20 protein-coding genes and 1 pseudogene are annotated in these 23,356 nt (G+C 42.0%); 12 read left to right on the forward strand and 9 right to left on the reverse strand.

Annotation, left to right across the window (positions count from 1 at the left end):
- Window positions 1-71 precede the first annotated feature (71 nt).
- Window positions 72-1,285 (reverse strand): annotated as a pseudogene (locus ANSO36C_RS35040) (ISAzo13 family transposase).
- 247 nt (window positions 1,286-1,532) lie between these two features.
- Here ANSO36C_RS35040 and argB point away from each other — a divergent pair.
- On the forward strand, window positions 1,533-2,426 hold the full coding sequence (gene argB, locus ANSO36C_RS24440; protein WP_251956623.1) for an acetylglutamate kinase: 894 nt from the start codon (window positions 1,533-1,535) through the stop codon (window positions 2,424-2,426).
- A gap of 49 nt (window positions 2,427-2,475) precedes the next feature.
- On the opposite strand, the gene ANSO36C_RS24445 is transcribed toward argB, so the two are convergent.
- Window positions 2,476-2,889, reverse strand: a complete 414-nt coding sequence (locus ANSO36C_RS24445; protein ID WP_251956624.1) for a hypothetical protein — start codon at window positions 2,887-2,889, stop codon at window positions 2,476-2,478.
- A gap of 286 nt (window positions 2,890-3,175) precedes the next feature.
- On the opposite strand from ANSO36C_RS24445, the gene ANSO36C_RS24450 reads away from it, so the two are divergent.
- From ANSO36C_RS24450 to ANSO36C_RS24460, 3 genes are all read left to right on the forward strand, one after another.
- The gene (locus ANSO36C_RS24450; RefSeq protein WP_251956625.1) at window positions 3,176-3,718 is read left to right on the forward strand and encodes a tetratricopeptide repeat protein; all 543 of its coding nucleotides are present in this window, start codon (window positions 3,176-3,178) and stop codon (window positions 3,716-3,718) included.
- 359 nt (window positions 3,719-4,077) lie between these two features.
- The gene (locus ANSO36C_RS24455; protein WP_251956626.1) at window positions 4,078-4,986 is read left to right on the forward strand and encodes a DUF3153 domain-containing protein; all 909 of its coding nucleotides are present in this window, start codon (window positions 4,078-4,080) and stop codon (window positions 4,984-4,986) included.
- 472 nt (window positions 4,987-5,458) lie between these two features.
- Window positions 5,459-6,079 carry an FMN-dependent NADH-azoreductase gene (locus ANSO36C_RS24460; RefSeq protein ID WP_251956627.1) on the forward strand — a complete coding sequence of 207 codons (621 nt, stop codon included), beginning with the start codon at window positions 5,459-5,461 and terminating at the stop codon, window positions 6,077-6,079.
- 129 nt (window positions 6,080-6,208) lie between these two features.
- Here the strand turns inward: ANSO36C_RS24460 and pdxH are convergent, their stop codons facing one another.
- The gene (pdxH, locus tag ANSO36C_RS24465) at window positions 6,209-6,853 is read right to left on the reverse strand and encodes a pyridoxamine 5'-phosphate oxidase (protein ID WP_251956628.1); all 645 of its coding nucleotides are present in this window, start codon (window positions 6,851-6,853) and stop codon (window positions 6,209-6,211) included.
- A gap of 139 nt (window positions 6,854-6,992) precedes the next feature.
- Here pdxH and ANSO36C_RS24470 point away from each other — a divergent pair, with 139 nt between their 5' ends.
- From ANSO36C_RS24470 to ANSO36C_RS24480, 3 genes are all read left to right on the forward strand, one after another.
- Entirely contained in the window at window positions 6,993-8,078 is a 1,086-nt protein-coding gene (locus tag ANSO36C_RS24470; protein ID WP_251956629.1) for an AI-2E family transporter, read from the forward strand.
- A gap of 285 nt (window positions 8,079-8,363) precedes the next feature.
- On the forward strand, window positions 8,364-9,191 hold the full coding sequence (locus ANSO36C_RS24475) for a segregation/condensation protein A (RefSeq protein WP_251956630.1): 828 nt from the start codon (window positions 8,364-8,366) through the stop codon (window positions 9,189-9,191).
- 231 nt (window positions 9,192-9,422) lie between these two features.
- Window positions 9,423-10,592 carry a sugar phosphate nucleotidyltransferase gene (locus ANSO36C_RS24480; protein ID WP_251956631.1) on the forward strand — a complete coding sequence of 390 codons (1,170 nt, stop codon included), beginning with the start codon at window positions 9,423-9,425 and terminating at the stop codon, window positions 10,590-10,592.
- 119 nt (window positions 10,593-10,711) lie between these two features.
- Here ANSO36C_RS24480 and speA read toward each other — a convergent pair whose 3' ends face one another.
- Entirely contained in the window at window positions 10,712-12,724 is a 2,013-nt protein-coding gene (speA, locus tag ANSO36C_RS24485; RefSeq protein WP_251956632.1) for a biosynthetic arginine decarboxylase, read from the reverse strand.
- 248 nt (window positions 12,725-12,972) lie between these two features.
- Between speA and ndk the strand changes: the two genes are divergently transcribed.
- Window positions 12,973-13,422 (forward strand): nucleoside-diphosphate kinase, encoded by a 450-nt coding sequence (ndk, locus tag ANSO36C_RS24490; RefSeq protein ID WP_190939602.1) that lies wholly within the window; start codon window positions 12,973-12,975, stop codon window positions 13,420-13,422.
- Between the two features lie 154 nt (window positions 13,423-13,576).
- On the opposite strand, the gene ANSO36C_RS24495 is transcribed toward ndk, so the two are convergent.
- On the reverse strand, window positions 13,577-14,299 hold the full coding sequence (locus tag ANSO36C_RS24495) for a TerC family protein (protein WP_251956633.1): 723 nt from the start codon (window positions 14,297-14,299) through the stop codon (window positions 13,577-13,579).
- A 687-nt stretch (window positions 14,300-14,986) separates the two neighbouring features.
- On the opposite strand from ANSO36C_RS24495, the gene ANSO36C_RS24500 reads away from it, so the two are divergent.
- The 4 genes from ANSO36C_RS24500 (at window position 14,987) to ANSO36C_RS24515 (ending at window position 18,482) form a co-directional block, all read left to right on the forward strand.
- A complete protein-coding gene (locus ANSO36C_RS24500; protein WP_251956634.1) occupies window positions 14,987-15,253 on the forward strand; it encodes a hypothetical protein in 267 nt (88 codons plus the stop codon).
- Between the two features lie 104 nt (window positions 15,254-15,357).
- Window positions 15,358-15,552 (forward strand): hypothetical protein, encoded by a 195-nt coding sequence (locus ANSO36C_RS24505; RefSeq protein WP_251956635.1) that lies wholly within the window; start codon window positions 15,358-15,360, stop codon window positions 15,550-15,552.
- Between the two features lie 126 nt (window positions 15,553-15,678).
- On the forward strand, window positions 15,679-16,752 hold the full coding sequence (locus ANSO36C_RS24510) for a WD40 repeat domain-containing protein (protein WP_251956636.1): 1,074 nt from the start codon (window positions 15,679-15,681) through the stop codon (window positions 16,750-16,752).
- Between the two features lie 119 nt (window positions 16,753-16,871).
- Window positions 16,872-18,482, forward strand: a complete 1,611-nt coding sequence (locus ANSO36C_RS24515) for a vanadium-dependent haloperoxidase (protein WP_251956637.1) — start codon at window positions 16,872-16,874, stop codon at window positions 18,480-18,482.
- Between the two features lie 540 nt (window positions 18,483-19,022).
- On the opposite strand, the gene ANSO36C_RS24520 is transcribed toward ANSO36C_RS24515, so the two are convergent.
- From ANSO36C_RS24520 to ANSO36C_RS24535, 4 genes are all read right to left on the reverse strand, one after another.
- The gene (locus ANSO36C_RS24520) at window positions 19,023-19,577 is read right to left on the reverse strand and encodes a DUF1634 domain-containing protein (protein ID WP_251956638.1); all 555 of its coding nucleotides are present in this window, start codon (window positions 19,575-19,577) and stop codon (window positions 19,023-19,025) included.
- A gap of 1 nt (window position 19,578) precedes the next feature.
- The gene (locus tag ANSO36C_RS24525; RefSeq protein ID WP_251956639.1) at window positions 19,579-20,415 is read right to left on the reverse strand and encodes a sulfite exporter TauE/SafE family protein; all 837 of its coding nucleotides are present in this window, start codon (window positions 20,413-20,415) and stop codon (window positions 19,579-19,581) included.
- Window positions 20,416-21,240: 825 nt separating this feature from the next.
- Complete coding sequence (locus ANSO36C_RS24530) at window positions 21,241-22,008, reverse strand: phosphatase PAP2 family protein (protein WP_251956640.1); 768 nt, start codon at window positions 22,006-22,008, stop codon at window positions 21,241-21,243.
- Between the two features lie 37 nt (window positions 22,009-22,045).
- Window positions 22,046-23,287, reverse strand: a complete 1,242-nt coding sequence (locus ANSO36C_RS24535) for a hypothetical protein (protein ID WP_251956641.1) — start codon at window positions 23,285-23,287, stop codon at window positions 22,046-22,048.
- Between the last annotated feature and the right edge of the window lie 69 nt (window positions 23,288-23,356).

Below are 23,356 nucleotides of genomic sequence, written 5' to 3' on the forward strand. Positions count from 1 at the left end.
GATTTCAATTTTAGAGGTTTGAAGGAGCGATCGCTTGCTTGTTAGGGACTTGCAAGAAAATAAAGTACCAGCTAAACAGGGACAATAGTAATATCCCATTTGGGTAATGTTTCAGAACGCTGCCATTGGGGTTGGTATTGTTCTAACTCTTGCGAGAGAACCTTGATTCCTTTGTGATATGTGGTTTGAACCAGATGTACAATGGGAGCAATTCCTTTCCAAGTCATATTGGCGGCCCATTGTGCTGCGGCGGCAACAGAATCTAAAATCGCACCATTCCAATAGTTCTCCAAGGCAGCCCAACACCGCTCTATTGGATTGTACTTGCTATGGTAAGGGGGATAATAAATCAGTCGAATTTTTAAATTAATTGCACAAGACAACTCAACCATGCGTTTGATAAATTGTGTGCGGTTACTGCGAGTAGCGGCACCGCCATCAAGATCAATCACCCACTCATCAAGTTCCAGGTAATTGTGTTGATTCTCATGCCACCAAGCGGTTAAACAATCGACGATAAAATCACTGGTTTCCGCCGACTGACCCAAGTAAATCGATAGCTGGTCATTATGTGTATTGAGAATGCCAAAGGGAACTAAGACTGATGACCACTGTGTATCGTGGTCATCAGCAGCTTTCGCCTCCATTGTCCGAGCTTTACCGCCTCTAGAAAGGTTGCCAATCTTCACCTTAGCTTTAGTATCTATAGACACTCGCAACGATTTGGGGTTTTCATCTGATGCCTGATTCTCCCGGAACACATTCTCGAAAATGGCATCAGTTTGCGGAATCTTTTTCAAGGGTTTCGTTTTTTGTGTTTTTTTAGGCGATACCCTAAGCGATTGAGAATTTCTCCACAAGTTTGACGAGATGGCAATTCGCTCTCGTTATAGCCATGAACACTTACTAATGCTTCTCTTACTGCTCTGGCACTAATGCGGGCATACAGAAAGGTCGATTGAAATTTAGGGTCGGCTTGAGCTTGAGCATCCACCAATGAACGAATATCTGCTTCTAAGTTGGGCAATACCTCAATACTATTGTGTCGTCCCCTTGCCTGATAATTCTCTACACAGACTATCCCCGTCCGCCTTTCATGCAAGCCGAGTTGCACACTCTGGCGATTCCATCCCATAACGGTTTCTGCAATGCGTGCTGAACTATCGAAGTAATCTTCGGTAACTTTTGCCATGAAATCTCGTTTGCGATTGCTAGTCAGTTTCTGTGCTGCATCTTTAAAGGTCGATTTGATGGTGTCGGTGAGCATGAATTGAGGGATTCCCATTCTAGATATTTAAACTAGGCGCGGACAGTTCACCGCTTCTTCTCTTCTAGAATGGCTGGTATTTTATTTTCTTGCAAGTCCCTTATGTCGGGTAATCTGGCAACAGTGATTTATTTAGATTTCTGAGACGAACTAGACAGCTATGGCTTATCAGTACAAAAATACTCAATGGCATCAGAGATTGTGACGAGTTACAAAGTCTTCTACACTTACTGAAATAGGTTTTAACTCTTAACGGCGGCTCCTCATGACGGACAACGATTCTGAATACATCAGACAAACTGAAGCCACTCGTGTACGTGTACTAAGCGAAGCACTACCTTATATTCAACAATTCGCCGGTCGCACTGTTGTTGTCAAATATGGTGGCGCAGCGATGAAAGATAGCACACTCAAAGACAAAGTTATCCGCGATATTGTATTCTTATCCTGCGTTGGCTTGCGTCCGATTGTAGTCCACGGCGGTGGCCCAGAAATTAACAGTTGGTTAGATAAACTGGGCATCGAACCACAATTTAAGAATGGTTTGCGAGTCACTGATGCTGCCACAATGGATGTGGTAGAAATGGTTTTAGTTGGTCGAGTTAACAAAGAAATTGTCGCGCTAATTAACCAAGCTGGTGGATTGGCTGTAGGACTTTGCGGAAAAGACGGGAATCTATTTACAGCCCGTCCCCAAGGTCAAGAAGGCATCGGTTTTGTGGGGGAAGTCAGCAATGTTAACATCAAGATTTTAGACACCCTCGCTAGCAATGGCTATATTCCGGTGGTGTCCAGCGTCGCCGCAGACGAGACGGGGCAAGCTTATAACATTAACGCCGATACTGTAGCTGGAGAAATCGCTGCTGCATTGGGAGCAGAAAAGTTAATTTTACTGACAGACACCAGTGGAATTTTAAAAGATTACAAAGACCAATCTACTTTGATTCCAAAAGTAGATATCCGCGAAGCCCGCGAGTTGATTGCTAGTGGTATAGTCAGTGGTGGGATGATTCCCAAAGTGAGTTGTTGTGTGCGATCGCTTGCTCAAGGAGTACGTGCAGCACACATTATCGATGGTCGCATTCCTCACGCCCTGTTACTCGAAATCTTTACTGATGTTGGGATTGGGACGATGATTCTGGGTTCGCAGTTTATGTAATAAGAGTTAGGAGTTAGGAGTTTTCCTCCTCTACTCCCTATTCTTTGCTCTACTGAGGATAGATGAAAACACGCGATCGCTCGCGCCTGCCGCTAAATGGTCTACGATGCCATGAGTTATCTATAATCACCGGATTAATTATGGTTGAGTTTCGAATTGCCGGATTAATCAAAGTTGGATTAATCAGCGTGGAATTTCTCACGTTCCGCCTTAGCTGGGGATAGTAATAATCGGGGTAATGATTGCGTTGTGGCATCAGTCCCGTTGCTGGGTCTACAGGCATAGGTGTGGGAATCGGACTACCATAAATAAAGGAACCGACAGCAGGCGATTGCCTGACTCCATAACCACCATCAATCACGATCACAGACTGGGCAGAAGCTGGAGCAGTGGCTACACCCATCACAGCTAAAGTCATACCTGCTAGGAGCCAATTCAGTTGCGAATGCTTGATTTTCAACATATTTTTGCTCACCGCATTTGATATCAGAATTTTTAATCAGAAAATAATCGCATCTACCTAGTTAAAATTTTAGAAGTTTATCGAACAGAATTCAGGAGTCAGGAGTCAGAATTCAGCATGAATTCTGACAGAAATTGCGGATAGCGAGTCAGACGCTCCTGCGTCGCGTCTTGATTCTGACTCCTGAATTTTTCTTCAACCACTTTTAGATTGCCAGTTTTTGAAAAGATTCCAAAAAAGTGCTGGCATTGGCAAAATTAAAGCAGTGCTGATTTTTGTATAAGACGTGAGTGCAGAAAGTTTAGAAATTGCTAAAACCCGCTACCAGGCTGGAAAACTTGCCTTTGAAAATGGGCAATACCGCGAAGCCGTAGAAAATTTAGAAAAGGCCAGTGCCCTGTTAGCTCGTAATTCTCGCCTTGGGGGTGAAGTAGAAATTAATCTGGTGACAGCTTATGAAGCAGCTGGACGCACCGATGATGCGATCGCTCTTTGCGAAAGACTCAAACGCCATCCCCATTTTGAAACCAGCAAACAAGCGCGGCAAATGCTTTACATTTTAAAAGCACCAAAGCTGAAAAGACCAAGCGAATGGATGACCGAAATCCCCGATTTGGGCACTCTACCCGATAATGAACTCAAAATTTCTGTAGCTGCTAAGTCTACTAAATCTTCTGTGCAGCAGAAGCCTAAATCTACAGAGCCAGAATTCGTTGATCTGAGTCAGGTCAATACCAGAGATAATCGCTTTATCTGGGTGGCGCTAATTGCCATTGGTTTAACCATCTCGTACTTAGTTTGGTTGAGTTTTTCAGGAACCCCTGGCTGATGTGAAAAAGCAGGGGAGCATGGAGCAGGGAGTAGGGGAGAAAACCACCCACAAGGGTTGTAGCTCTCAACCAAGCCAGAATTGGAGCAAGGGGGCTTTTGCCCACAAGGGTCAAGGTTTGTACCTTTTCCCCTGCCCCCTGCCTCTAATCAATTTTGGATTTTGGATTGAAAAGGGGGCTAAAGACTGGGTACTGAGAAGATTTGCATGAGGATTCAGAGCCAAAGCAAATTTTACTTATATTTTCTTTCCTAGTGCCCAGTACTCCAGTCCCGGAGTGACCAAAATGGTGTTCCAGAAATCTCAAACAATACGGAGAAGTCAAGATTAGTTAAAAAGTTTGACTTTTAGGGAAAATTATGATTTCAACTTATTCAATTATCGGAAAGATTTTCTGGCGATTAATCAGACCATTTAGTTTTGTGCTGGCAAAAATGAAATTTCCTTCACCACTAAATGGTCGAAATCGAATCAAGCGCGTCTTCCCCATCCGAAATCCTATCCTGTGGGTAGTGCTGTTAACATCCCTACTACTGTCTGGCTGTGTGAAGTACGATGTAGGGCTTAATTTTGATAACTCAAATAGTGGTGAACTAGTACAACATATTAAATTAGGAGAGCGGCTAACCAGTTTTAGTGGCGATTCTGTGTACGAATGGTTAAACAGCATAGAACGCCGCGCCCGTGAACTTGAGGGTAAAGCACAACGAGTTTCCCAAGAAGAAATCATCGTCAGAATTCCTTTTAGCAATGGTAGGGAATTGCAAGAAAAGTTCAACGAATTTTTTAACTCCCATACTAATCAACCCTCTAAGTCTGTGCAGAGCGAATCTGACTCAGAACTACCGAAAATTGAATCAAACGTACTCTTGGAGCAGAACAATTTTTTACTTTTAGTCAGAAATCGGTTGATTTATGATTTAGATTTGCGATCGCTCTCTCTAATTGCTAGCAAAGGTAATGTTCTAGCTAATGCTGGCTCAATTCTCGATTTAGAATTTAGCTTGAAGACTCCTTGGGGAGCCAAAAATATTCGACTAACTGAAACTGCAATAGAGCCAGAAAAAAATGGCAATCGATTAGTGTGGAAACTCCAGCCTGGTGAGCTAAACCACATAGAAGCAGTTTTCTGGCTTCCTAGCCCTCTTGGTATAGGTGGGTTGTTAATTATCCTGTTTGTTTCGGGAGGATTGTACTTGAGATACAATTTCATGCCAGATCCGAGAATTCAGTTTCCTCCCAAAGCAGCAGCGATCCAGGAACAGTAGACTATTTATCTGTTGAATATTGTCAGTTAAGCCGATGTATTTTCCATCGGCTTTTTTACACTTTTCTGTATTATTGAAGACGTTATTACAACAGGTGATCAGGTTGTAACGAGTACCGAAGCGCTACGTAATGCGGGAGCGATCGTGGATTTCGTAATTTGCGTAATCTGGCGCGGAAGCGCACAAAACAACAGCCCCGAAAAAGCTGGTATTCAAAAACTTGCTCTGTGTTTGACATGGAAGAATTTTCAGTGTGGATGGAACTGTCTTGAAGCCCACAGTTATAAGAATTTTGAACAACAACCTTAAAAATACTTAGCTTTGAGATGAGACTTGTGGAATTTAGGGTTAAACATTAGTATTGCTATGTTCCCATTGTTCGCTACAATACCAGCGTTCAGCAGATGTAATGCTTTGAAATAGAAACTCAAAAAAGTAAAAGCAGAAATCTTAGTTAATCAGGAGATATTTGGTGGTAAACATTCTACACATTGATTCCAGCCCCCGTAGTGAACGATCGCACTCTAGAGAACTATCTAAAGAATTCGTCAGTGGTTGGAAAGAAGCGCATCCTGAAGATGCAATCGCTTATCGAGATTTAGGGCATTACCCAGTTCCTCACGTTGATGAAGCTTGGATTGCAGCAGCTTTTACACCACCAGAAACCCATACCCCAGAATTAACTGAGGCACTTAGGATTTCTGACGAGTTGATTGATGAGTTTTTGGCAGCCGATCGCTACGTCTTTGGAGTGCCAATGTATAACTTTAATATACCTTCCACTTTCAAGGCTTACATCGACCAAATCGTTCGGGCTAACCGGACTTTTAGTATAGATGCTCAAGGCAATCTTAAAGGATTAGTCGAGGGTAAAAAGGCAGTCATCATCACAGCTCGCGGTAGTGACTTTAGTGCAACATCTCCTTTTGCTGTCTATGATTTCCAAGAACCCTACCTACGGGCGATTTTTGGCTTTATTGGGATTACAGACATTCAATTTATTAACGCTAATAGCCTGAATCAAGGTGATGCCCGTACCCAATCTTTATCAGAAGCACAGGCAGCAATTCAAAATTTGATCACCAAGTGGTAATGTGATGTGGGGCATTGGGCATTGGGCATTGGGCATTGGGCATTAAAAAAGAGGAGGCAGGAGGCAGAAATTCTTTAATTTTGAATTTTAAATTTTGAATTTTGAATTGATTACTCCCCTGCCTCCCCTTCACGGTGACAATCGCTCAATTTTCCAAGTGCCATTATCTAAACGGCTATAGAGCAAGCGATCGTGAAGACGGCTAGAGCGTCCTTGCCAAAACTCAATTCCTGTGGGGATCACTCGTAAGCCTCCCCAATGAGGTGGTCGAGGAATCTCCTGATTTTCATATTTGCTCTGGAAGTCCTGCAAGCGTCGCTCCAGGACTTCTCGGCTTTCTATCACCTCGCTTTGATTAGATACCCATGCACCCAAGCGACTGTTAGCAGGCCGACTTTCAAAATACTGGTCTGACTCAGTTTCAGTAACTTTTTCCACATATCCTGAAATTCGGACTTGACGCTCCAGTTCTGCCCACCAAAAAACTAAGCTCGCCTGGGGATTTTCTGCTAGTTCTTGTCCTTTATGACTGTTGTAATTGGTGAATAAGACAAAGCCCCTTTCATCAAAATCCTTGAGTAATACCATTCTGGCTGAGGGCTTACCGTCTGGTGTGGCGGTGGCAATGGTCATAGCATTAGGTTCAGGGAGCTGGGCTGCTAAAGCCTGATCGAACCATTTTTTAAATTGGATAAAAGGGTTGAGGTTTACTTCGAGTTCGCTTAAACCTTCCAAGGTGTAGTCTTTGCGAAGGTCAGCTATAGTTTTGTCCATTGTGATTTGTTTCCTTGCTATCAGATACGCTTATACATATCTTTGTTAAAAATATCTATGATGATGATCAGATAATGATCAGCGCCATCAAGAATTTTACAAATTCTTTCAAGAATATATCTAAAATAGGTTGCATAAAATGCGCCGTTCGGCCTCCCTTCAACGCTTCTTAATTTATGGTCTGAGCGGTCCGATTATCGCTCTCAATGTTTGGTTGCTGTCCGTGCTTTTTCGCTATTTCCAGCATCCCATTACCGTCTTGAGCATTGCGGCAATTTTGGCTTTTCTCCTCAATTACCCGGTTAAGTTCTTTGAACGCGCTCAGATCACCCGCACTCAGGCGGTGATCGTAGTTTTACTTGCAACATTAACTCTATTTGGGATTTTAGGCGTTACCCTAGTGCCCTTGATCATTGACCAAACAATCCAACTGTTAAATAAGATCCCTGATTGGTTAACGGCCAGTCAAACAAATCTAGAGCAGTTTGAGATAGTTGCAAAGCAACGACGTTTGCCGATTGATCTGAGGGTTGTGAGCAGTCAAATCAATGCCAACATTCAAAATGTGGTGCAACAGCTAGCTTCTGGTGCAGTAGGATTTGCTGGAACACTGCTGTCAGGATTACTTAACTTAGTGTTAGTCATTGTGCTTGCATTTTATATGCTTTTATATGGCGATCGCGTCTGGTATGGTCTGATCAATCTGTTGCCATCTAATATTGGAGATCCTCTTACGGCATCCTTACGCTTAAATTTCCAGAACTTCTTTCTTAGCCAGTTGTTGCTAGGACTATTCATGGTGCTAACCCTGACACCTATTTTCTTAGTAATGAAGGTTCCCTTTGCTCTGTTGTTTGCCATATTAATTGGTATTTCAGAACTGATTCCCTTTATCGGGGCATCTTTGGGCATTGGTCTGGTGACAATTTTAGTACTGCTACAAAATTGGTGGTTAGCAGTTCAAGTTGCGATCGCGGCGATTCTCATGCAGCAGCTTAAGGATAACCTGTTAGCTCCCAGATTACTCGGCAACTTTATTGGGTTGAATCCCATCTGGATTTTTGTAGCTATTTTGATGGGATTTGAGATTGCTGGGCTGTTAGGAACGCTTGTTGCTGTTCCCATTGCCGGTACTATTAAAGGCACTTTCGATGCGATCAAAAGCGGCAAGCCTGGTAATTTTGCCTCAACTGTTACCATTGCTCATGACCCACCTCCAGATTAAGAGGGTGGGGGGCAGGGGAGGCAGGGGGAGCAGGGGAAGATGAACGATTGATTATTGACTAATGTCCAATGCCCAATTCCCAATTCCCAAATGAAAAGTTGCACAATCTGATCTCACAATTCACAATGGTGATTGATTACAAATTTCATAGGATGCTGCTAGCAGGCCATTCCTGAATAATAAAAACGCAAGTGAATGTATAGAGTACACGCTTTGCCAATAGTCAATCAGATTTTTGTGAATTTACAGTCTTTTAATTTTCATTAATTAACTTAGAACCCATTGATGGAAGCTTCCGAGCTATTAGAAACAATCACACTTTTGATTTACCAAGCCGAACAGGGAGAAATTGATCCTTGGGATGTCCAAGTGATTGAGGTGATTGACCGTTACTTAGAACTGATGGCACCGGAGGCAATAGGAAGAGGTTATGAAGCGGACTTGTCTCAATCTGGACAGGCATTTTTGTCAGCATCAATGTTGGTATTATTCAAGGCAAATACTTTGATGCAATTGTCAACAGTAGGAGATGTGCTAGATGGTGTAGAAGATGATGCATTATTGTTAGGTGAAGACGGTTCACATCAAGGTCATCGTCTACCGCTAGAACGGCAATTGCGTCGTCGTCCAGCAGCAATGCCGCCACCAAAGCGCCGTGTGACTCTGCAAGAGTTAATCAAGCAATTGCAGATCATGGCGAATCAATTGAAACTGGTAGAAAAAGCCAGTAAACCTATCCGTCCCAGACGCCTGCCTAGCGTCCAAAGTATGCGGGAGGCACTGGAGTTAGCTCACCAGGAAAATCTGACAGAAGTAGCTGGCGAACTGGAGCAGGTGTTGAAATTGTCGGCAAAAGAGCTAAGTCTAGAACAAAATTGGTTAAATTTAGAACAACTTGTAGAGTTGTGGACTCAGACCAAGCTTGTTAACCAAAATGGCTCTGGACATGAGTCTAAGCGCAGTCAACTAGTTAGCGTTTTCTGGGCATTACTACTATTATCGGCTCAATCGAAAGTAGAGCTATTTCAAGAGGAGTTTTACCATGAGATTAAAATTCGCTTACTTAGAGATTCAGCCAACTCCTGCCAACCTTTTGAGCAACCGATGAACTAAGAAAAGCAAAAGCAGCCCTACAGATATTTACAGATTTGTACTTCAGCCCCAAAATCCGAGTAAATTGAAAAGATAAGCGATCGCTTGTCATCTAAGTATATCTATGGTTGTAATAACCACTAAAATCCTGTTATCCCTCTTTTGAGGGATGGCTTAGAGCAGAAATAAAAACTGATGATTAAGTATCACTCGATGAAAGTAAACTGGGTTGTGGTTGAGGAATAAATTTTTATGAAAGCGATGATTCTCGCGGCTGGCAAGGGTACTCGCGTGCGTCCGATTACCTATACAATTCCCAAACCGATGATTCCCATCCTGCAAAAGCCAGTGATGGAGTTCTTGCTGGAACTGTTACGCCAACATGGATTTGACCAAATTATGGTCAACGTTAGTCATTTGGCTGAGGAAATAGAAAATTATTTCCGTGACGGTCAACGGTTTGGGGTACAGATTGCCTATTCATTTGAAGGCAAAATTGATGACAACGGTAAACTAGAGGGAGAAGCAATCGGTTCTGCTGGAGGAATGCGGCGCATCCAAGACTTCTCACCCTTTTTTGATGATACCTTTGTAGTTTTGTGTGGTGATGCTTTAATTGACCTGGATTTAACTGCGGCGGTTAAATGGCATAGAGCTAAAGGCTCAATCGCTACTATTATTACGAAATCTGTCCCCAAGGAAGAAGTTTCTAGCTATGGTGTGGTGGTGACAGACGAAGATGGGCGTGTCAAAGCTTTCCAAGAAAAACCTTCAACTGAAGAAGCCCTCAGCACCAATATCAACACAGGTATTTACATCTTTGAGCCAGAGGTTTTTAACTATATCCCCTCTGATATCGAGTATGACATTGGTAGCGAATTGTTTCCCAAATTGGTAGAAATCCAAGCTCCCTTCTATGCCATCCCTATGGACTTTGAATGGGTAGATATTGGTAAAGTCCCAGACTATTGGCGGGCGATTCGCGGTGTGCTGCTAGGTGAAATCAAAAATGTGCAAATCCCCGGTCATGAAGTTGCCCCTGGCATCTATACTGGCTTAAATGTTGCCGTAAATTGGGACAAAGTAGATATCACAGGCCCCGTTTACATTGGCGGTATGACGAGAATCGAAGACGGAGCTAAAATAGTTGGCCCAGCGATGATTGGGCCCAATTGTTGGATATGTAGTGGTGCAACAGTAGAAAACAGCGTGATTTTTGAATGGTCGCGCCTAGGCCCCGGAGTTCGGTTAGTCGATAAGCTAGTATTTGGACGTTATTGCGTAGATAAAACTGGTGCTGCTATTGATGTTCAAGCCGCAGCTTTAGACTGGCTGATTACTGATGCCCGTCAAACAGTGCCATCACATACTCCTGTTGAGCGACAAGCGATAGAGGAATTGTTGGGAACAACTACAAATTAGGAAATTGGGCATGGGGAAGAAGCAAGGGAGCAGGGGGCAGGGAGAAGAGTTCTCCCCTCTGCTCCCCGCACCCCGCCCCTCTGCCTCTTTTCAATGCCCAATACCCAATGCCCCAATCCCTAACTATTCAAGTACGTATATCTTCTAAGACTCTGCTCGTAGGTTTGCAATAGTCGCTGAGATTCTGCTAGAGTAATACGGTTTTCTTCTAATGCTTTCTCACAACGCTGGCGAATGTTTTCCACCATATCTTCGGAGTCATACTGGACGTAACTCACTACTTCGCTCATGGTGTCACCTTTGACAACGTGTTCAATCTGGTAGCCTTTGGGCGTTAATTGGATATGAACGGCGTTAGTATCGCCAAATAAGTTGTGCAAATTGCCCATGATTTCTTGGTAAGCTCCATTTAAGAACATCCCCAAATAATAAGGTTCTCCGGGCTTGTAAGTGTGCAACTCTAAAACCGATTTGACATCGCGCAGGTCAATAAAACGGTCAATTTTACCATCACTATCGCAGGTGAGGTCTGCCAAAATTCCCCGCCGCGTTGGTTCTTCATCCAAGCGGTGAATTGGCATGATCGGGAATAGCTGATCGATCGCCCAGCAATCTGGTGCTGATTGAAACACTGACATATTCACGTAGTAGATGGAAGCCATGATTTTTTCTAGGTCTTCCAGTTCATCGGGTACGTACTCTTGCTGTCTAGTAATGTTAAGAATTTTCTGACAACAAGCCCAGTAGAGGCGTTCGGCTTTGGCTCGTTCTCTGAGGCGTAATATTCCTAAGTTGAAGCGGCTGATGGCTTCTTCTTTGAATTGTGCAGCGTCGTGGTAGAACTCTTGATAGTTCTCTTGGTTGATGGATTGGTAAGTTTCCCACAAGTAATTGATAATTGGGGATTCTCCCTCTTGTGGAGGTTCTGGTGAATCGAGAGGGACATCACTAGTGCTAAGAACGTCGAAAATCAGCACCGACTGATGGGATGCGATCGCTCGTCCACTTTCACTAATCAGTGTTGGTACGGGTATTTCCCGTTCAGCACAGGTATCTTTTAACTCTGCCACGATGTCGTTGGCATAGTTCTGCATATTGTAATTTTTCGATGCATAGAAGTTGGTTTGTGAGCCATCATAATCTACGCCCAAGCCACCACCAACATCAAGGTATTTCATATCTGCCCCCAGCATCGACAATTCCACATAAATGCGGCTGGCTTCTTGGATGGCATCTTTAATCACATTAATGGCAGAAATTTGTGAGCCGATGTGGAAATGCATCAATTGCAAAGAATCGAGCAGGTCAGCTTCGCGTAACTTGTCAACAGCCTCAATTACTTCGGGCATTGTCAAACCAAATTTAGCGCGATCGCCACTGGAAGTTCCCCAACGTCCCATGCCTTGGGTACTGAGTTTAGCTCGAACACCTAATATTGGCTTGATACCTAACTGGCGATTGGCATCAATTACCAAATCAACCTCTTCAATCTGTTCTATGACGATGATTGGTGTTTGCCCTAGTCTTTGGGCTAGCATTGCCGTTTCGATATATTCTCGGTCTTTGTAGCCGTTGCAAACTAACAACGCTCCTGGTGTATCCAATACAGCCAGAGCAATCATTAATTCTGGCTTGGAACCGGCTTCTAAACCAAATTGATGGGGTTTGCCAAATTTCACTAAATCCTCAATCAAATGCCGTTCTTGGTTGCATTTGACGGGAAACACGCCACGGTAGACACCAGGGTAATTATAGCGAGCGATCGCTTTAGCAAAACAAGCGTTCAACCGCTCAATCCGGTCTTCCAAAATATCAGAAAAGCGAATCAACATGGGAAGTCCCAAGTTGCGCTGTTTCATGGAGTTGACCAATTCAAACAAGTCAAGAGATCCCCCGCGATCGCCCTTGGGTGCTACGGTAACGTGACCAGCAGCGCTAATGGAAAAATAAGGTTGTCCCCATCCTTCAATCCGGTACAAGGCTTCACTATCCTCAATTTTCCAAGAGCGAGGTAAATCTTGTGTGGTAGTACTAGGTGGTAACAGCTTTTTTTGCTTATGATTTTTCACTTCTTTGTGTCCATTAGACGGTAGTACCACCTCGTCAGATGTAGCAGTTGAATCAGCACCCATTTCTTCCTAACCTCTGTTTTTCACCCACGAGTTAACAATTTAGCGCATTCATTTAGGAACGTATATGCACCCAAGGATAATTTCTGAGATAAACTCTGATTGGTCAATAGTCGTATGTCATTAGTCATCGGTCATTAGTCATTGGTCATTGGTCATTAGTGCAAAACCCTTAGACTCAAGACAGAGGATGACAAAGGACAAATGACAATTGACAAAATAAAAAATTCATTAAGTTTTTGGAGATAGCTTTGGAACGTACATTCTTAGCAATTAAGCCAGATGGAGTACAACGGGGATTAGTGGGGGAAATTATCCGTCGCTTTGAAACTAAAGGTTTTACCCTAGTTGGTTTAAAGTTTTTGAAAGTCAGCCGGGAATTAGCTGAACAACACTATGGTGTTCATCGAGAACGTCCCTTTTTTGGTAGTCTAGTCGAATTTATCACTTCTAGCCCAGTGGTGGCGATGGTATGGGAAGGTGATGGCGTTATTGCATCAGCCAGAAAGATTATTGGTGCAACAAACCCCTTAACAGCAGAGCCAGGAACGATTCGCGGCGATTTCGGGCTGAATATTGGTCGCAACTTAATTCACGGTTCTGATGCTCCAGAAACCGCGCAACAGGAAATAGCTCTATGGTTTAAGGATGAAGAATTAGTTAGTTGGCAACCACATTTAACACCTTGGTTGCACGAGTAAGATATTAGGGGAGAGGTTACAGGTGATAGGTGACAGTTGACAGGTTACAGGTTACAGGTGACAGGTTGCAGGTTGCAGGTGATAGGTTACAGGGTATAGGGAATAATCTGTACCCTGTACCCTGTACCCTATTCCCTATTCCCTCTCCCCTCTTTTACTTAGAAAGTTCGCTCTTTTCTGGTTCTACTTGGGGTAATTCAGTACCAACACGCTTGGAAAATCCCCAGCCTAAAATTAGGAAGATGGCAGCAATCATGATCCATTCTGGTGGAACAAAACTATCGTTTACCACTTTTAACAACAAGCGTAAACCCACCAAGGCCACAGTTACATAGCCTGCGTCTTCTAGGTTTTCATATTCGTCTAACCAACGGATGAACAATCCTGCCATGAATCGCAGCGTAATAATACCAATTGTTGCACCCGTCAGCACTAGCCATTTTTCTTGAGAAACTGCGATCGCAGTTGTCACACTATCCAAAGAAAATGCCAAATCTGTAAATGCAATCACAGGTATCGCTTGCAACAATGAATTAAAACGCGGCCCGTGATGGTGATCGTCCTTAGATTCTTCCGAGGTAAAGTGTTGAAATACCAACCACAGCAGATAAGCAGCGCCCAATAATTCAAATTGCCAGAATTGTTGCACCCAAGTGGCAGTCAGAATCAGGCTGATTCGCAGCACATAGGCAACAACTAAACCAAAGTTCAAAGCTCTACGCTCAAGTTCTTCGTCTTTCAGCCCACGCGCGATCGCAGCGAGAGCGATCGCATTGTCGGCAGATAACAGCGCCTCTAAAAGCACCAGGATCAGCAAAACTATAAGGGCTTCAAGGCTGAAATGAAAGTCGAGGTAATCAAAAATTCGGTCTAGCATTCCGGGTTTCTCAAACAGAAAAAATTAAAATTTGACAAGAACAGAGATTTATATATTAAAAATCGCAATAAATTGCCACTCTAATCCAGCTTAACGTGCTTGTGATGCATTTTGAAGAGGGTTGAATGTGTGCGATCGTAATTCGAGTGGGGTAATTTGCGTATAAGTCAATACATCCAAAGTTTTAACATCTAGCTGAGTGCGATCGCAATAGTCCATGTTATGCAAAGCATTTCCGGCTCGTCTAGTCTCTTTGTTAGAAGAAGGGTAGGCTACAAATATTAGACATTTTCAGAAATTAAATCCATAACTCTTGTAGAGAACTAGCAGTGCTACGTCTTTATATTCCTTTTCACCAAATGTCTATAGCAGTCCGCTTTGATTTTTGAAATTATTTGTGTAGAGAGGGAGTGGGGAGTGGGGAATAAACCTTTTCGGGGTTTACTGATTTTTTTCAGGAATTAAATATGAGTCCTATATCTCTCGTAATTAATTTTAGTAATAGGTGTAATTTTATTTGACAATCGCATAAATTTTTAATTAGCCTCTGATAAATATATAGGCTTGACTTTACGGATTAAAATGCCTAGCTAATCTGCTATCAGCTTATGATAGGCAGAAGTTTTGCTTCACTATTTATACCTGTAGTTTCTATTGCTAACAATCTTAATTTTTAGGTGATTAATTATGATTTTAATAGATGAACCATCTCTGGCTAATATTCTAGGATTTCTCGCATTGGCTAGTTATATAGGCACACTAATACCCACAATTTTTAGAATTGTTTTTCCTCAAACTAAAGAGACTGGCATTCCCCAATGGCTACTAAAACGCCGCCGTAACATTGGTCTTATAGCTTTCTTTTTAGCTTTAGGTCATGGTTTACTAATGGTTCAAAAGAGAAACTTTGATTTTTTGACATCAATACATTTTGGATATATATCCAGGGTGTAAGCACTTTCATTATTTTTACACTCCTTTCTATAACTTCTAATAATTGGAGTGTAAAAAAGCTGAAAAAGAACTGGAAGCAATTACATAAGCTTACTTATGTAGCTATGATAATTTTGATTTGGCATATCTGGGATAAAATGTCAGGTCATTGGACATATTTAACACCAATTAGCCTGATTGCTACTATCCTAATCACGGTTTTGTTTATCATCCGGCTTTGGATTGAACACCAAGATAAGCAACAAAGAAACGCCAAGAAAGTAACTCAGCCAGATTTAGTAGAACAAAAAAACAAATAGCTCCATTAATACAATATGGCAGAAGTAACTAATTAGTTGAAGAAGCTAAAACAGGCTTTAATTTCTTCTGCCTGCTGTTTTCTGATACTATTTGTCGCTCAAATTGTGTAAATGGAGAGTCCTTCTGTGGTGTCAAATTCAATTGTTAATAAAATTACATTAGTGCTGGCAATTACGTCTACAGCAACCTTGGCTGGGTTTAGCTCTTATCGTTTACTATTACCATTCCAGATGGCCACGCCTGGGGCTATGCCCTTGCCAATGATTCAACCTTATCAAACCCTCAAAGGACATTCAGTCTGGATTTATGCGATCGCTATCAGTCCAGATGGTAATACTTTGGCTAGTGGTAGCTATGATGGCACGATCAAGATTTGGAATCTACACACTGGTAAGTTACTCTACACTTTTAAAGGTCATGCTGATGCAGTTGTATCCTTGGCAATTAGCAGCGATCGCCGTGTACTCGCTAGTGGCAGTTGGGATAATCGAATTAAACTGTGGAATCTGGAAACAGGAACTCTCATCCGTACCCTTGAAGGGCATAAAGACGATGTAGAAGCGATCGCTATAAGTCCCAACGGAAAATCACTTGCTAGTAGCAGTGCTGACAATACCATTAAGCTCTGGAATTTAGACACAGGCAAAGAACTCTTTACACTCCAAAATGTGGGCTGGGTAAAGTCTGTTGCTTTTAGCCCCGATAGCCAGAAGTTAGCCAGTGGTGGCAGAGATAACTCCATTAGAATTTGGCAGCTAAACACTGGCAGTCCGTCACTAATACAGACTCTTACAGGGCATTCCCAAGGAGTATCTTCTGTTGCCTTCAGTCCTGACGGGCAAACCCTCGCCAGTGGGAGTATGGATAAAACCATCAAACTGTGGCAACTGGGTAATGGCAAATTGTTGCACACTCTAGCAGGTCATTCTCAATCTGTATGGTCTGTTGCCTTTAGCCCTAATGGACAAACCTTAGCCAGTGGTAGTTATGACAGAACAATCAAGCTCTGGGATTTACCTAATGGCAAACTCTTTGCCAACTTTGCAGGACATAGCAAATCTGTATGGTCTGTGGCCTTCAGTCCTAACGGGAAAACCCTAGTGAGTGGCAGTAGTGACGAAACCATCAAACTTTGGTCTGTACCTAGCGATATCACTAAAGTTTCCAGGCTGGACTTCAGGAAAAACTCGTCTACGTAAAAACCGCTTTTCTGTTTAGAAAAATGTGGCAGATTTTCCGTAATCTTCAAACTGTAATCAGTAGATATATGTGTGACCATCACATCCCAATTTCACTAATTTTACAAAAGGAATCTATTATGAATAAAGAGCGTCCTTCTCGCCAAGAATGCCAAGAACTTGGTCCTGAAAACAACAAACAACGTCGGAAATCATCTCGATCAATTCGTCGTGAAGCAGCACAAATTGCCTTTAACCGGGGTGCAGTCGATCATGTTTGCAATGGTGAACAACAAGACTATGGCGGTGCAGATGGAAATCCTAATTACATTGCCAATTTCTCTAAAGGTTTGCCTCATAATGAACTTGGAGAAGTTAAGCCAGAAGCTTACAAATTTCTACTCAAAGCCCTTGAAAGCGGCAAACCCGAAGACTTTGAAGCTATTAAGCTAGGTCTTGGCCACAAATTGACCAATCCTCAAGCAGGTTTGGGTTTTGATTTAGAAGGCCCCGACGGACATGCATTGGCTATTCCTCCAGCACCTCGTATCGACTCAGCCGAAAACTCCGGGGAAATGGTGGAACTTTACTGGATGGCACTGTTGCGAGATATCAACTTCAGTGATTACACAAATAATCCTTTGGTAGCAGAAGCCGCAGCAGATTTGTCCAAATTGTCTGACTTTCGCGGGCCAAAAGTTGGTGGATGCGTCACACCAGCTACCATTTTCCGAGGTATTCATGCTGGTGATTTAGTAGGCCCTTATATCTCCCAGTTCTTGCTCAAGGATATTCCCTACGGTTCCCTAACGATTTCTCAAAAACAAAAAACTGTACAGTCAAATATCAATTATTTGACTGATTACGAAAGTTGGTTGAATATCCAAAATGGTGGCAACGCCAAAACAGATGCCTTTGATAGCACACCCCGCCATATCCGTAATGTGCGAGATATCGGTCAATATGTCCACGTTGATGCTCTCTATGAAGCTTACCTCAACGCCTGTTTGATTTTGTTGGGACTGGAAGCTCCTGTAGATGAAGGAAACCCTTACAAAAATTCTAAAACTCAAATCGGGTTTGGGACTTTTGGTGGGCCCCATATTCTTAGTTTGGTGACTGAGGTAGCAACCAGAGCGCTGAAAGCTGTATGGTTCCAAAAGTGGTATGTACATCGCCGCATACGTCCTGAAGCATTTGGTGGACTAATTCACAATCAACTGACTGGCCGTGCAAAATATCCAATTAATGAAGAAGTTTTTCGCACCAGCGCCCTTGAAAAAGTTCACAGCCGCTACGGTACTTATTTGTTACCAATAGCGTTCCCAGAAGGTTCTCCCACTCACCCCGCCTACGGTGCTGGACACGCTACTGTTGCAGGTGCTTGCGTTACTATTCTGAAAGCTTGGTTTGATGAGTCTTGGGTGATTCCTGAACCAGTAGTTGCTAATGCTGAAGGTACGGAACTAGTTAAATATAATGGCGCTGATGTCGGACAGATAACGGTTGGTGGAGAGTTGAATAAGGTTGCTGCCAATATTTCCATCGCTCGTAATGGTGCTGGTGTTCACTGGCGCAGTGATTACACGGAGTCTGTGAAACTGGGTGAGCAGATAGCAATTGGCCTGCTGCAAGAGCAGTCACTTACTTATAACGAAGACTTTTTCTTTAATCTGACTAAGTTTGATGGTCAGAAAATCAAAATTTCTCGTGATGAAGTGAAACACCTTATGGAAGAAAAGGACGATTAGTAATTAGTGACTATAGGATTCTTAAGCTGTGACGCATTTAAACTGTATATTGGACATATCCAGAAATTAAGCTGTTACGTATACAACTTGCATTATCAGGGCGGGCAGGATGCCATTGGTGTCAACTTAAGGTAGAACTCCTTTCAAATCTCGTTTCCAGCCTCTGGCTGGAAATGCTCATCATAGCGGCTCTGCCTATCGTTGAGGCTCCGCCTCAACGATAGGCATTCCCAGTCGGAGCAGGGGAACGAGGCAATCCTAAAAGCTTTTTCTAGACTGGTTTTTACGTTACAGCACTTCCGGCAGCTATGAGGTACATCCTAAAAGCTGAAAGCGATGATAGGAGAGGGGCAAGAAGAAAACTATATTGCATAATAAGCCGGAAGCGCTGTAAGTTGACACCTATGAGCACTCCTGTCCCCCTACGACATATCTGGTTTTTCAAAAATTCATATTTTGTATTTTGTGTCAATGCCTAAGTCCTATACTTTTACGTTAAGGGGAAAATTAACCTTTTCCCCTTGATTTTTGAGAATACTTCTAATAATATGCTCCGACAAGGCTGTAAATCAGACTTGCCATTACTAATAAAGTAACAATTACATAGATAAATTCTCGCTGTAGCAGGAAAGCCAATAGGGAAATAAAAACGCGAACAATGGGAGTAGCAATTAATAATAACAGTCCAAGTTGAATAATGCCGCGATTGCTACCTGATAAAACTGCTTTCACGACACCAACTGGTGAGCGAAATTCTAATGGTTCTGCCCGAAAAAAGTGATATTCCGCAGGTTCAGTACCGTGATGAATTAAGTAGAGTATACCCCCTAGCAAAACGACAGCACTAGCTATCAGAACGCCATATTTCATGAGGTTACTGAGCAAATATTCCAATTGCTGTTCATTTGATGTTTTGGTGACATTTTTGTTAACATCAATCTCACAGTTATCGGGCAATTGTGCGACTGTGCTAGTGGGCTGTTTTAATTGTTCGATATTAGAGTCTGGATCTTTCGGTGGTAAAGTTAGTGTAGCCACTTCAGTATCTGGTTGTGCCAGTAATGCCCAGCGAAAGCTACTATTAAATTTATACATTTTACAGCCCCCCGATTAAACTGTTGTAGACCATTTTCAAAGCCATTACCACCAGCACAAAACTGAAGAGAATTCTCAAAACCTGCGTTTTAGCGCCTATCAGGATTCGTGCGCCCAAGAAAGCACCAGGTAATACCCCCAGCATTACTGGCATGGATAGTCCTGGATCGATGTAGCCTCGTGCTAGATAAACTCCGGCTGATGCTGCTGCTGTCACGCCGATCATGAAATTGCTAGTGGTGGTAGCAACTTTGAAGGGTAGACGCATGGCTTGATCCATTGCCAATACCTTAAATCCCCCGGAACCGATGCCAAGTAATCCAGAAAGCACCCCAGCTATTAACATCACACCAAATCCCATTGGTACTGAATGAACTTGATAAGACATCACCCCCTCTGGAGTTGGATAACTGCTATTCAGTTTGAGATAATTTGCGATGGGATTTGCTGCTTCATTTTCAAGATGTTCTATTCTAGGTCGTTGTGAAAGGTATGCTGAATAAATCAGGACGATCGCTAGTACGATAGTTAGAGCTTTCACAGAGATAAAAGTAGCAATCATTGCTCCTGCGATCGCACCAATAGTTGTCGCTACTTCTAAAAACATTCCCAATCGCAAATTGGTATAGCCTTTTTTTATATAGGTAGATGCTGCACCCAAAGAGGTAGCAATTACAGATACTAGTGAAGCACCAACGGCGTATCGAATATCAACGCCAAATATTGAAGTTAATAAGGGCACAATTACTACCCCGCCTCCTAGCCCAGTCAGCGCCCCTAACAAGCCAGCGCTAAATGAACCAATCCAAATTAATAATGAAAATTCTAAAATAGTCAAATTTAATTCCTCTTTTTTTTAGATGTATATCAAAATGCCAAAAATTTTTTTGTATTTTCTAGAACTTAATTGTAAAATTTATTACTATCTACAGATATAGCTTTTCTTACTTGGGTATTCAAGAGCAAGAAGCCGGGAGGAATTCTAACTTCTCACTTAAAAGTTTGATTAAATTTCATGAAATTGGAACAATTGAAGAAGAATTCAGGAGTCAGAATTCAGGAGTCAGAATAAAGACGCTCGATAGCACAGCGTTAGCGACGCAGGAGCGTCTTTAAGACCACCAAATTTTCAATTTGATGGGGGTTTTAAACCCGTTTATTCAGACGCGACTCGAAAATACTCGCTAACGCTACGCTATCGAGTACTCGCTTGCCGCCGGCGCTATCCGCCACTCGTACAGAATTCATACTGAATTCTGACTCCTGACTCCTGAATTCTGTTTAGATAAATCAATATTAGACGCTGGTAAGTAGCTAGGTGCAATTACCGCAAAAGATTGCGCCAGTACTTCTGAGAAAGACAATCTAGTTTACATAGGAGTGAAAAATAATGTAGAGACGTAGCAGTGCTACGTCTCTACAAGGATTCTGAATAACGCATATTTAATTTCTGGATATTTATAGTGGTTTGTCAAGTTTAAATTGATGAGTAAGCAAGCTCGTGTTAAGGGCTAAAATGCTTACTAAGCTTAAATTGCATAAGCTGGGTGGGTAAGATGCCCACCCCACAAAAGTTATATTTAATTCTTCGATTATGCAAATTAGATGTTTTCTAACTTACAAACACTCAAAACTAGCTTGACAAACTACTACACACATAATGTTACTCCTCAGCTATCAACTTTCTTTCTTCAGGGAGTAAAGTAGTTTCATCTTCAGGGCGTTCATCATCTACGGTTTTGACTTGAGTTATGTATGGTTTGATAATTAGACTGACACCAACTGTCCAACCTAATGCAACCATCCAACCTGCGAGAATGTCACTGGGAAAATGAACTCCCAGATAGAGACGACACCAGGCAATAGCTATTATGTATAAGCTGCCGAACATAAGAACCAACCAGCGCCAAGAGCTAGCCCAAGTTAAGAATAGCAAAATTGCTACCAGAGTTATACTCGTCATAGCATGACCACTGGGAAATGCAAAACTATACTCAGGTACAATAGACTGCCACAATTGTGGACGCACTCGATGCATTAATTCCTTGGCTGTACGGTTGATGATAACACTTCCCACTGAGGCAGTGAGTAAATAAGCTAGCGATCGCCAGCGTTTTTGTAGTAATAATATTAGTGCGATCGCACCTAGAATCGGTATCGCTGTCCAAGGCAACCCAACTATAGCTAGGGTGACAGCTAAAACATCTAATTGTGGGTTGGCTGTAGAATGGATTGCTAACAGAATAGGTACATCCCACGGTAAGCCAGCTTGATTTTCCCATAACTTCACTGTCAGGATTTCAAAGACCTGTAAAGGTAAATATACTCCTATTAAGAGGAATAATAGCGATCGCCAACGAGCAATCAACAGGTTTTTGAGAAAAGAAAGCGGTGACTGACTTTCTTTATTGACTGTTTTTACTTCTTCCATATCTAAACTTAAAAAGAATGATCAACGACTTCACTGATTACAAATTACTGGAATCTTGAAAAGTTCCACAATGTTTACAATACGGCAAATGTTTATAAGTAAGATTATGACAGTTTTGACATTCAATATCTTGATAATAACCACAGTGGGGGCAGTAAGTATCAAGGTGTCGAATTTTCTTGGCGCAATTTACACAGCGTGATTTTTGGACTCTGTTAGCTGCCTGGACTTTAACATTAAAGACAACTTTCTGAAAAAACTGGATAATTCCAAAACCAACAATTGGAATCAGCAAGATATAAACATAATTTATCAGGAAAAGTAAACCGCCAAAAAGGGACTTAATAATCTCAAAGAGAAATTGAAATATTACGCCTATTTGCAGAAATTCAAATATTTTAACGATTAGTGGGATAAAAAAGATGACTAGCAAATGCCAGCTAATTAGGGAGATGAGTCCATATCCTCTTCCTTGGGCAAATTTATTAACTGATAAGGTAAGGATAATTAGCGGTAGAAGAAAGAGAGATTGAAAAGCAAGCTGGATACTTGGATACCAAAATGATGCCTGTTGATAGCCTTTGTCAACTTCTTTGAATTGATTTTCATCTTTAAGAAAGGTGATAAAGTTAACGCTTTCCGCTTTGGCAAGCAGTTCATTTTTAAGAGTAGAATTTTCTTGTTTAAGAGTAGAGATTTGGCGATTATTTTCTTCTAATGCTTGTTTAGCTTTTTCAGCGCTAACTTGATTAATTGATTGCCCACGACTCTGACCTGCAATTTTTTCTAAAAGCGTTGAGTCATACTGTGATTTAATAGTGTTATTAGATTGTTCAAGTCTACTAATTTTTGCTTGTTTCTGCTCAATAGTTTTAATGATTTGCTGCTTTTCAGGATTGTTAATCTTATCTTTGTAATCTGCATATTGTAAGCACGTTTTAGAAACCTTACCCAGATGTCCTGTTTCGGCTTGCTGGTAGTTTCGCTGAAAGCTGAGTTGATTGCTGGTGTATGATGACAATGAAAGTCTAAGAATTTCATAGTCTTTATCTTTAGTTTTTTTTGTCCGGTAATTTTGCCATTCTGAATAACATGGATAAGCCTCAGTTGGACTGAGATGCCATCTGCTAATATCATCGAGTCCCGTAAAAACATTAATTAAGATAAAAATATCAATTAAAATAATGACAATCAAACTCACTTTGTTCAGTGGTTCGTTGTTTATTGTTCTTGATCTACTAAAAAATTGACTTAAAATTCGGCGAATTCTGGCAAACATATTGTCTTTTAAATAAATGGGAATTCAATCCGAATCAATTTTATCTGATCAGTAGTGAATAACTGGGCA

It is taken from the genome of Nostoc cf. commune SO-36 (assembly GCF_023734775.1).
In the GTDB taxonomy this organism is placed as follows: domain Bacteria; phylum Cyanobacteriota; class Cyanobacteriia; order Cyanobacteriales; family Nostocaceae; genus Nostoc; species Nostoc commune_A.

Coding starts and splice junctions, on each gene's coding strand:
- argB (WP_251956623.1), top strand. CDS start 1,533: ATGACGGACAACGATTCTGAATACATCAGACAAACTGAAGCCACTCGT.
- ANSO36C_RS24445 (WP_251956624.1), bottom strand. CDS start 2,889: ATGTTGAAAATCAAGCATTCGCAACTGAATTGGCTCCTAGCAGGTATG.
- ANSO36C_RS24455 (WP_251956626.1), top strand. CDS start 4,078: ATGATTTCAACTTATTCAATTATCGGAAAGATTTTCTGGCGATTAATC.
- pdxH (WP_251956628.1), bottom strand. CDS start 6,853: ATGGACAAAACTATAGCTGACCTTCGCAAAGACTACACCTTGGAAGGT.
- ANSO36C_RS24470 (WP_251956629.1), top strand. CDS start 6,993: ATGCGCCGTTCGGCCTCCCTTCAACGCTTCTTAATTTATGGTCTGAGC.
- ANSO36C_RS24475 (WP_251956630.1), top strand. CDS start 8,364: ATGGAAGCTTCCGAGCTATTAGAAACAATCACACTTTTGATTTACCAA.
- ANSO36C_RS24480 (WP_251956631.1), top strand. CDS start 9,423: ATGAAAGCGATGATTCTCGCGGCTGGCAAGGGTACTCGCGTGCGTCCG.
- speA (WP_251956632.1), bottom strand. CDS start 12,724: ATGGGTGCTGATTCAACTGCTACATCTGACGAGGTGGTACTACCGTCT.
- ANSO36C_RS24495 (WP_251956633.1), bottom strand. CDS start 14,299: ATGCTAGACCGAATTTTTGATTACCTCGACTTTCATTTCAGCCTTGAA.
- ANSO36C_RS24500 (WP_251956634.1), top strand. CDS start 14,987: ATGATTTTAATAGATGAACCATCTCTGGCTAATATTCTAGGATTTCTC.
- ANSO36C_RS24505 (WP_251956635.1), top strand. CDS start 15,358: ATGATAATTTTGATTTGGCATATCTGGGATAAAATGTCAGGTCATTGG.
- ANSO36C_RS24515 (WP_251956637.1), top strand. CDS start 16,872: ATGAATAAAGAGCGTCCTTCTCGCCAAGAATGCCAAGAACTTGGTCCT.
- ANSO36C_RS24520 (WP_251956638.1), bottom strand. CDS start 19,577: ATGTATAAATTTAATAGTAGCTTTCGCTGGGCATTACTGGCACAACCA.
- ANSO36C_RS24530 (WP_251956640.1), bottom strand. CDS start 22,008: ATGGAAGAAGTAAAAACAGTCAATAAAGAAAGTCAGTCACCGCTTTCT.
- ANSO36C_RS24535 (WP_251956641.1), bottom strand. CDS start 23,287: ATGTTTGCCAGAATTCGCCGAATTTTAAGTCAATTTTTTAGTAGATCA.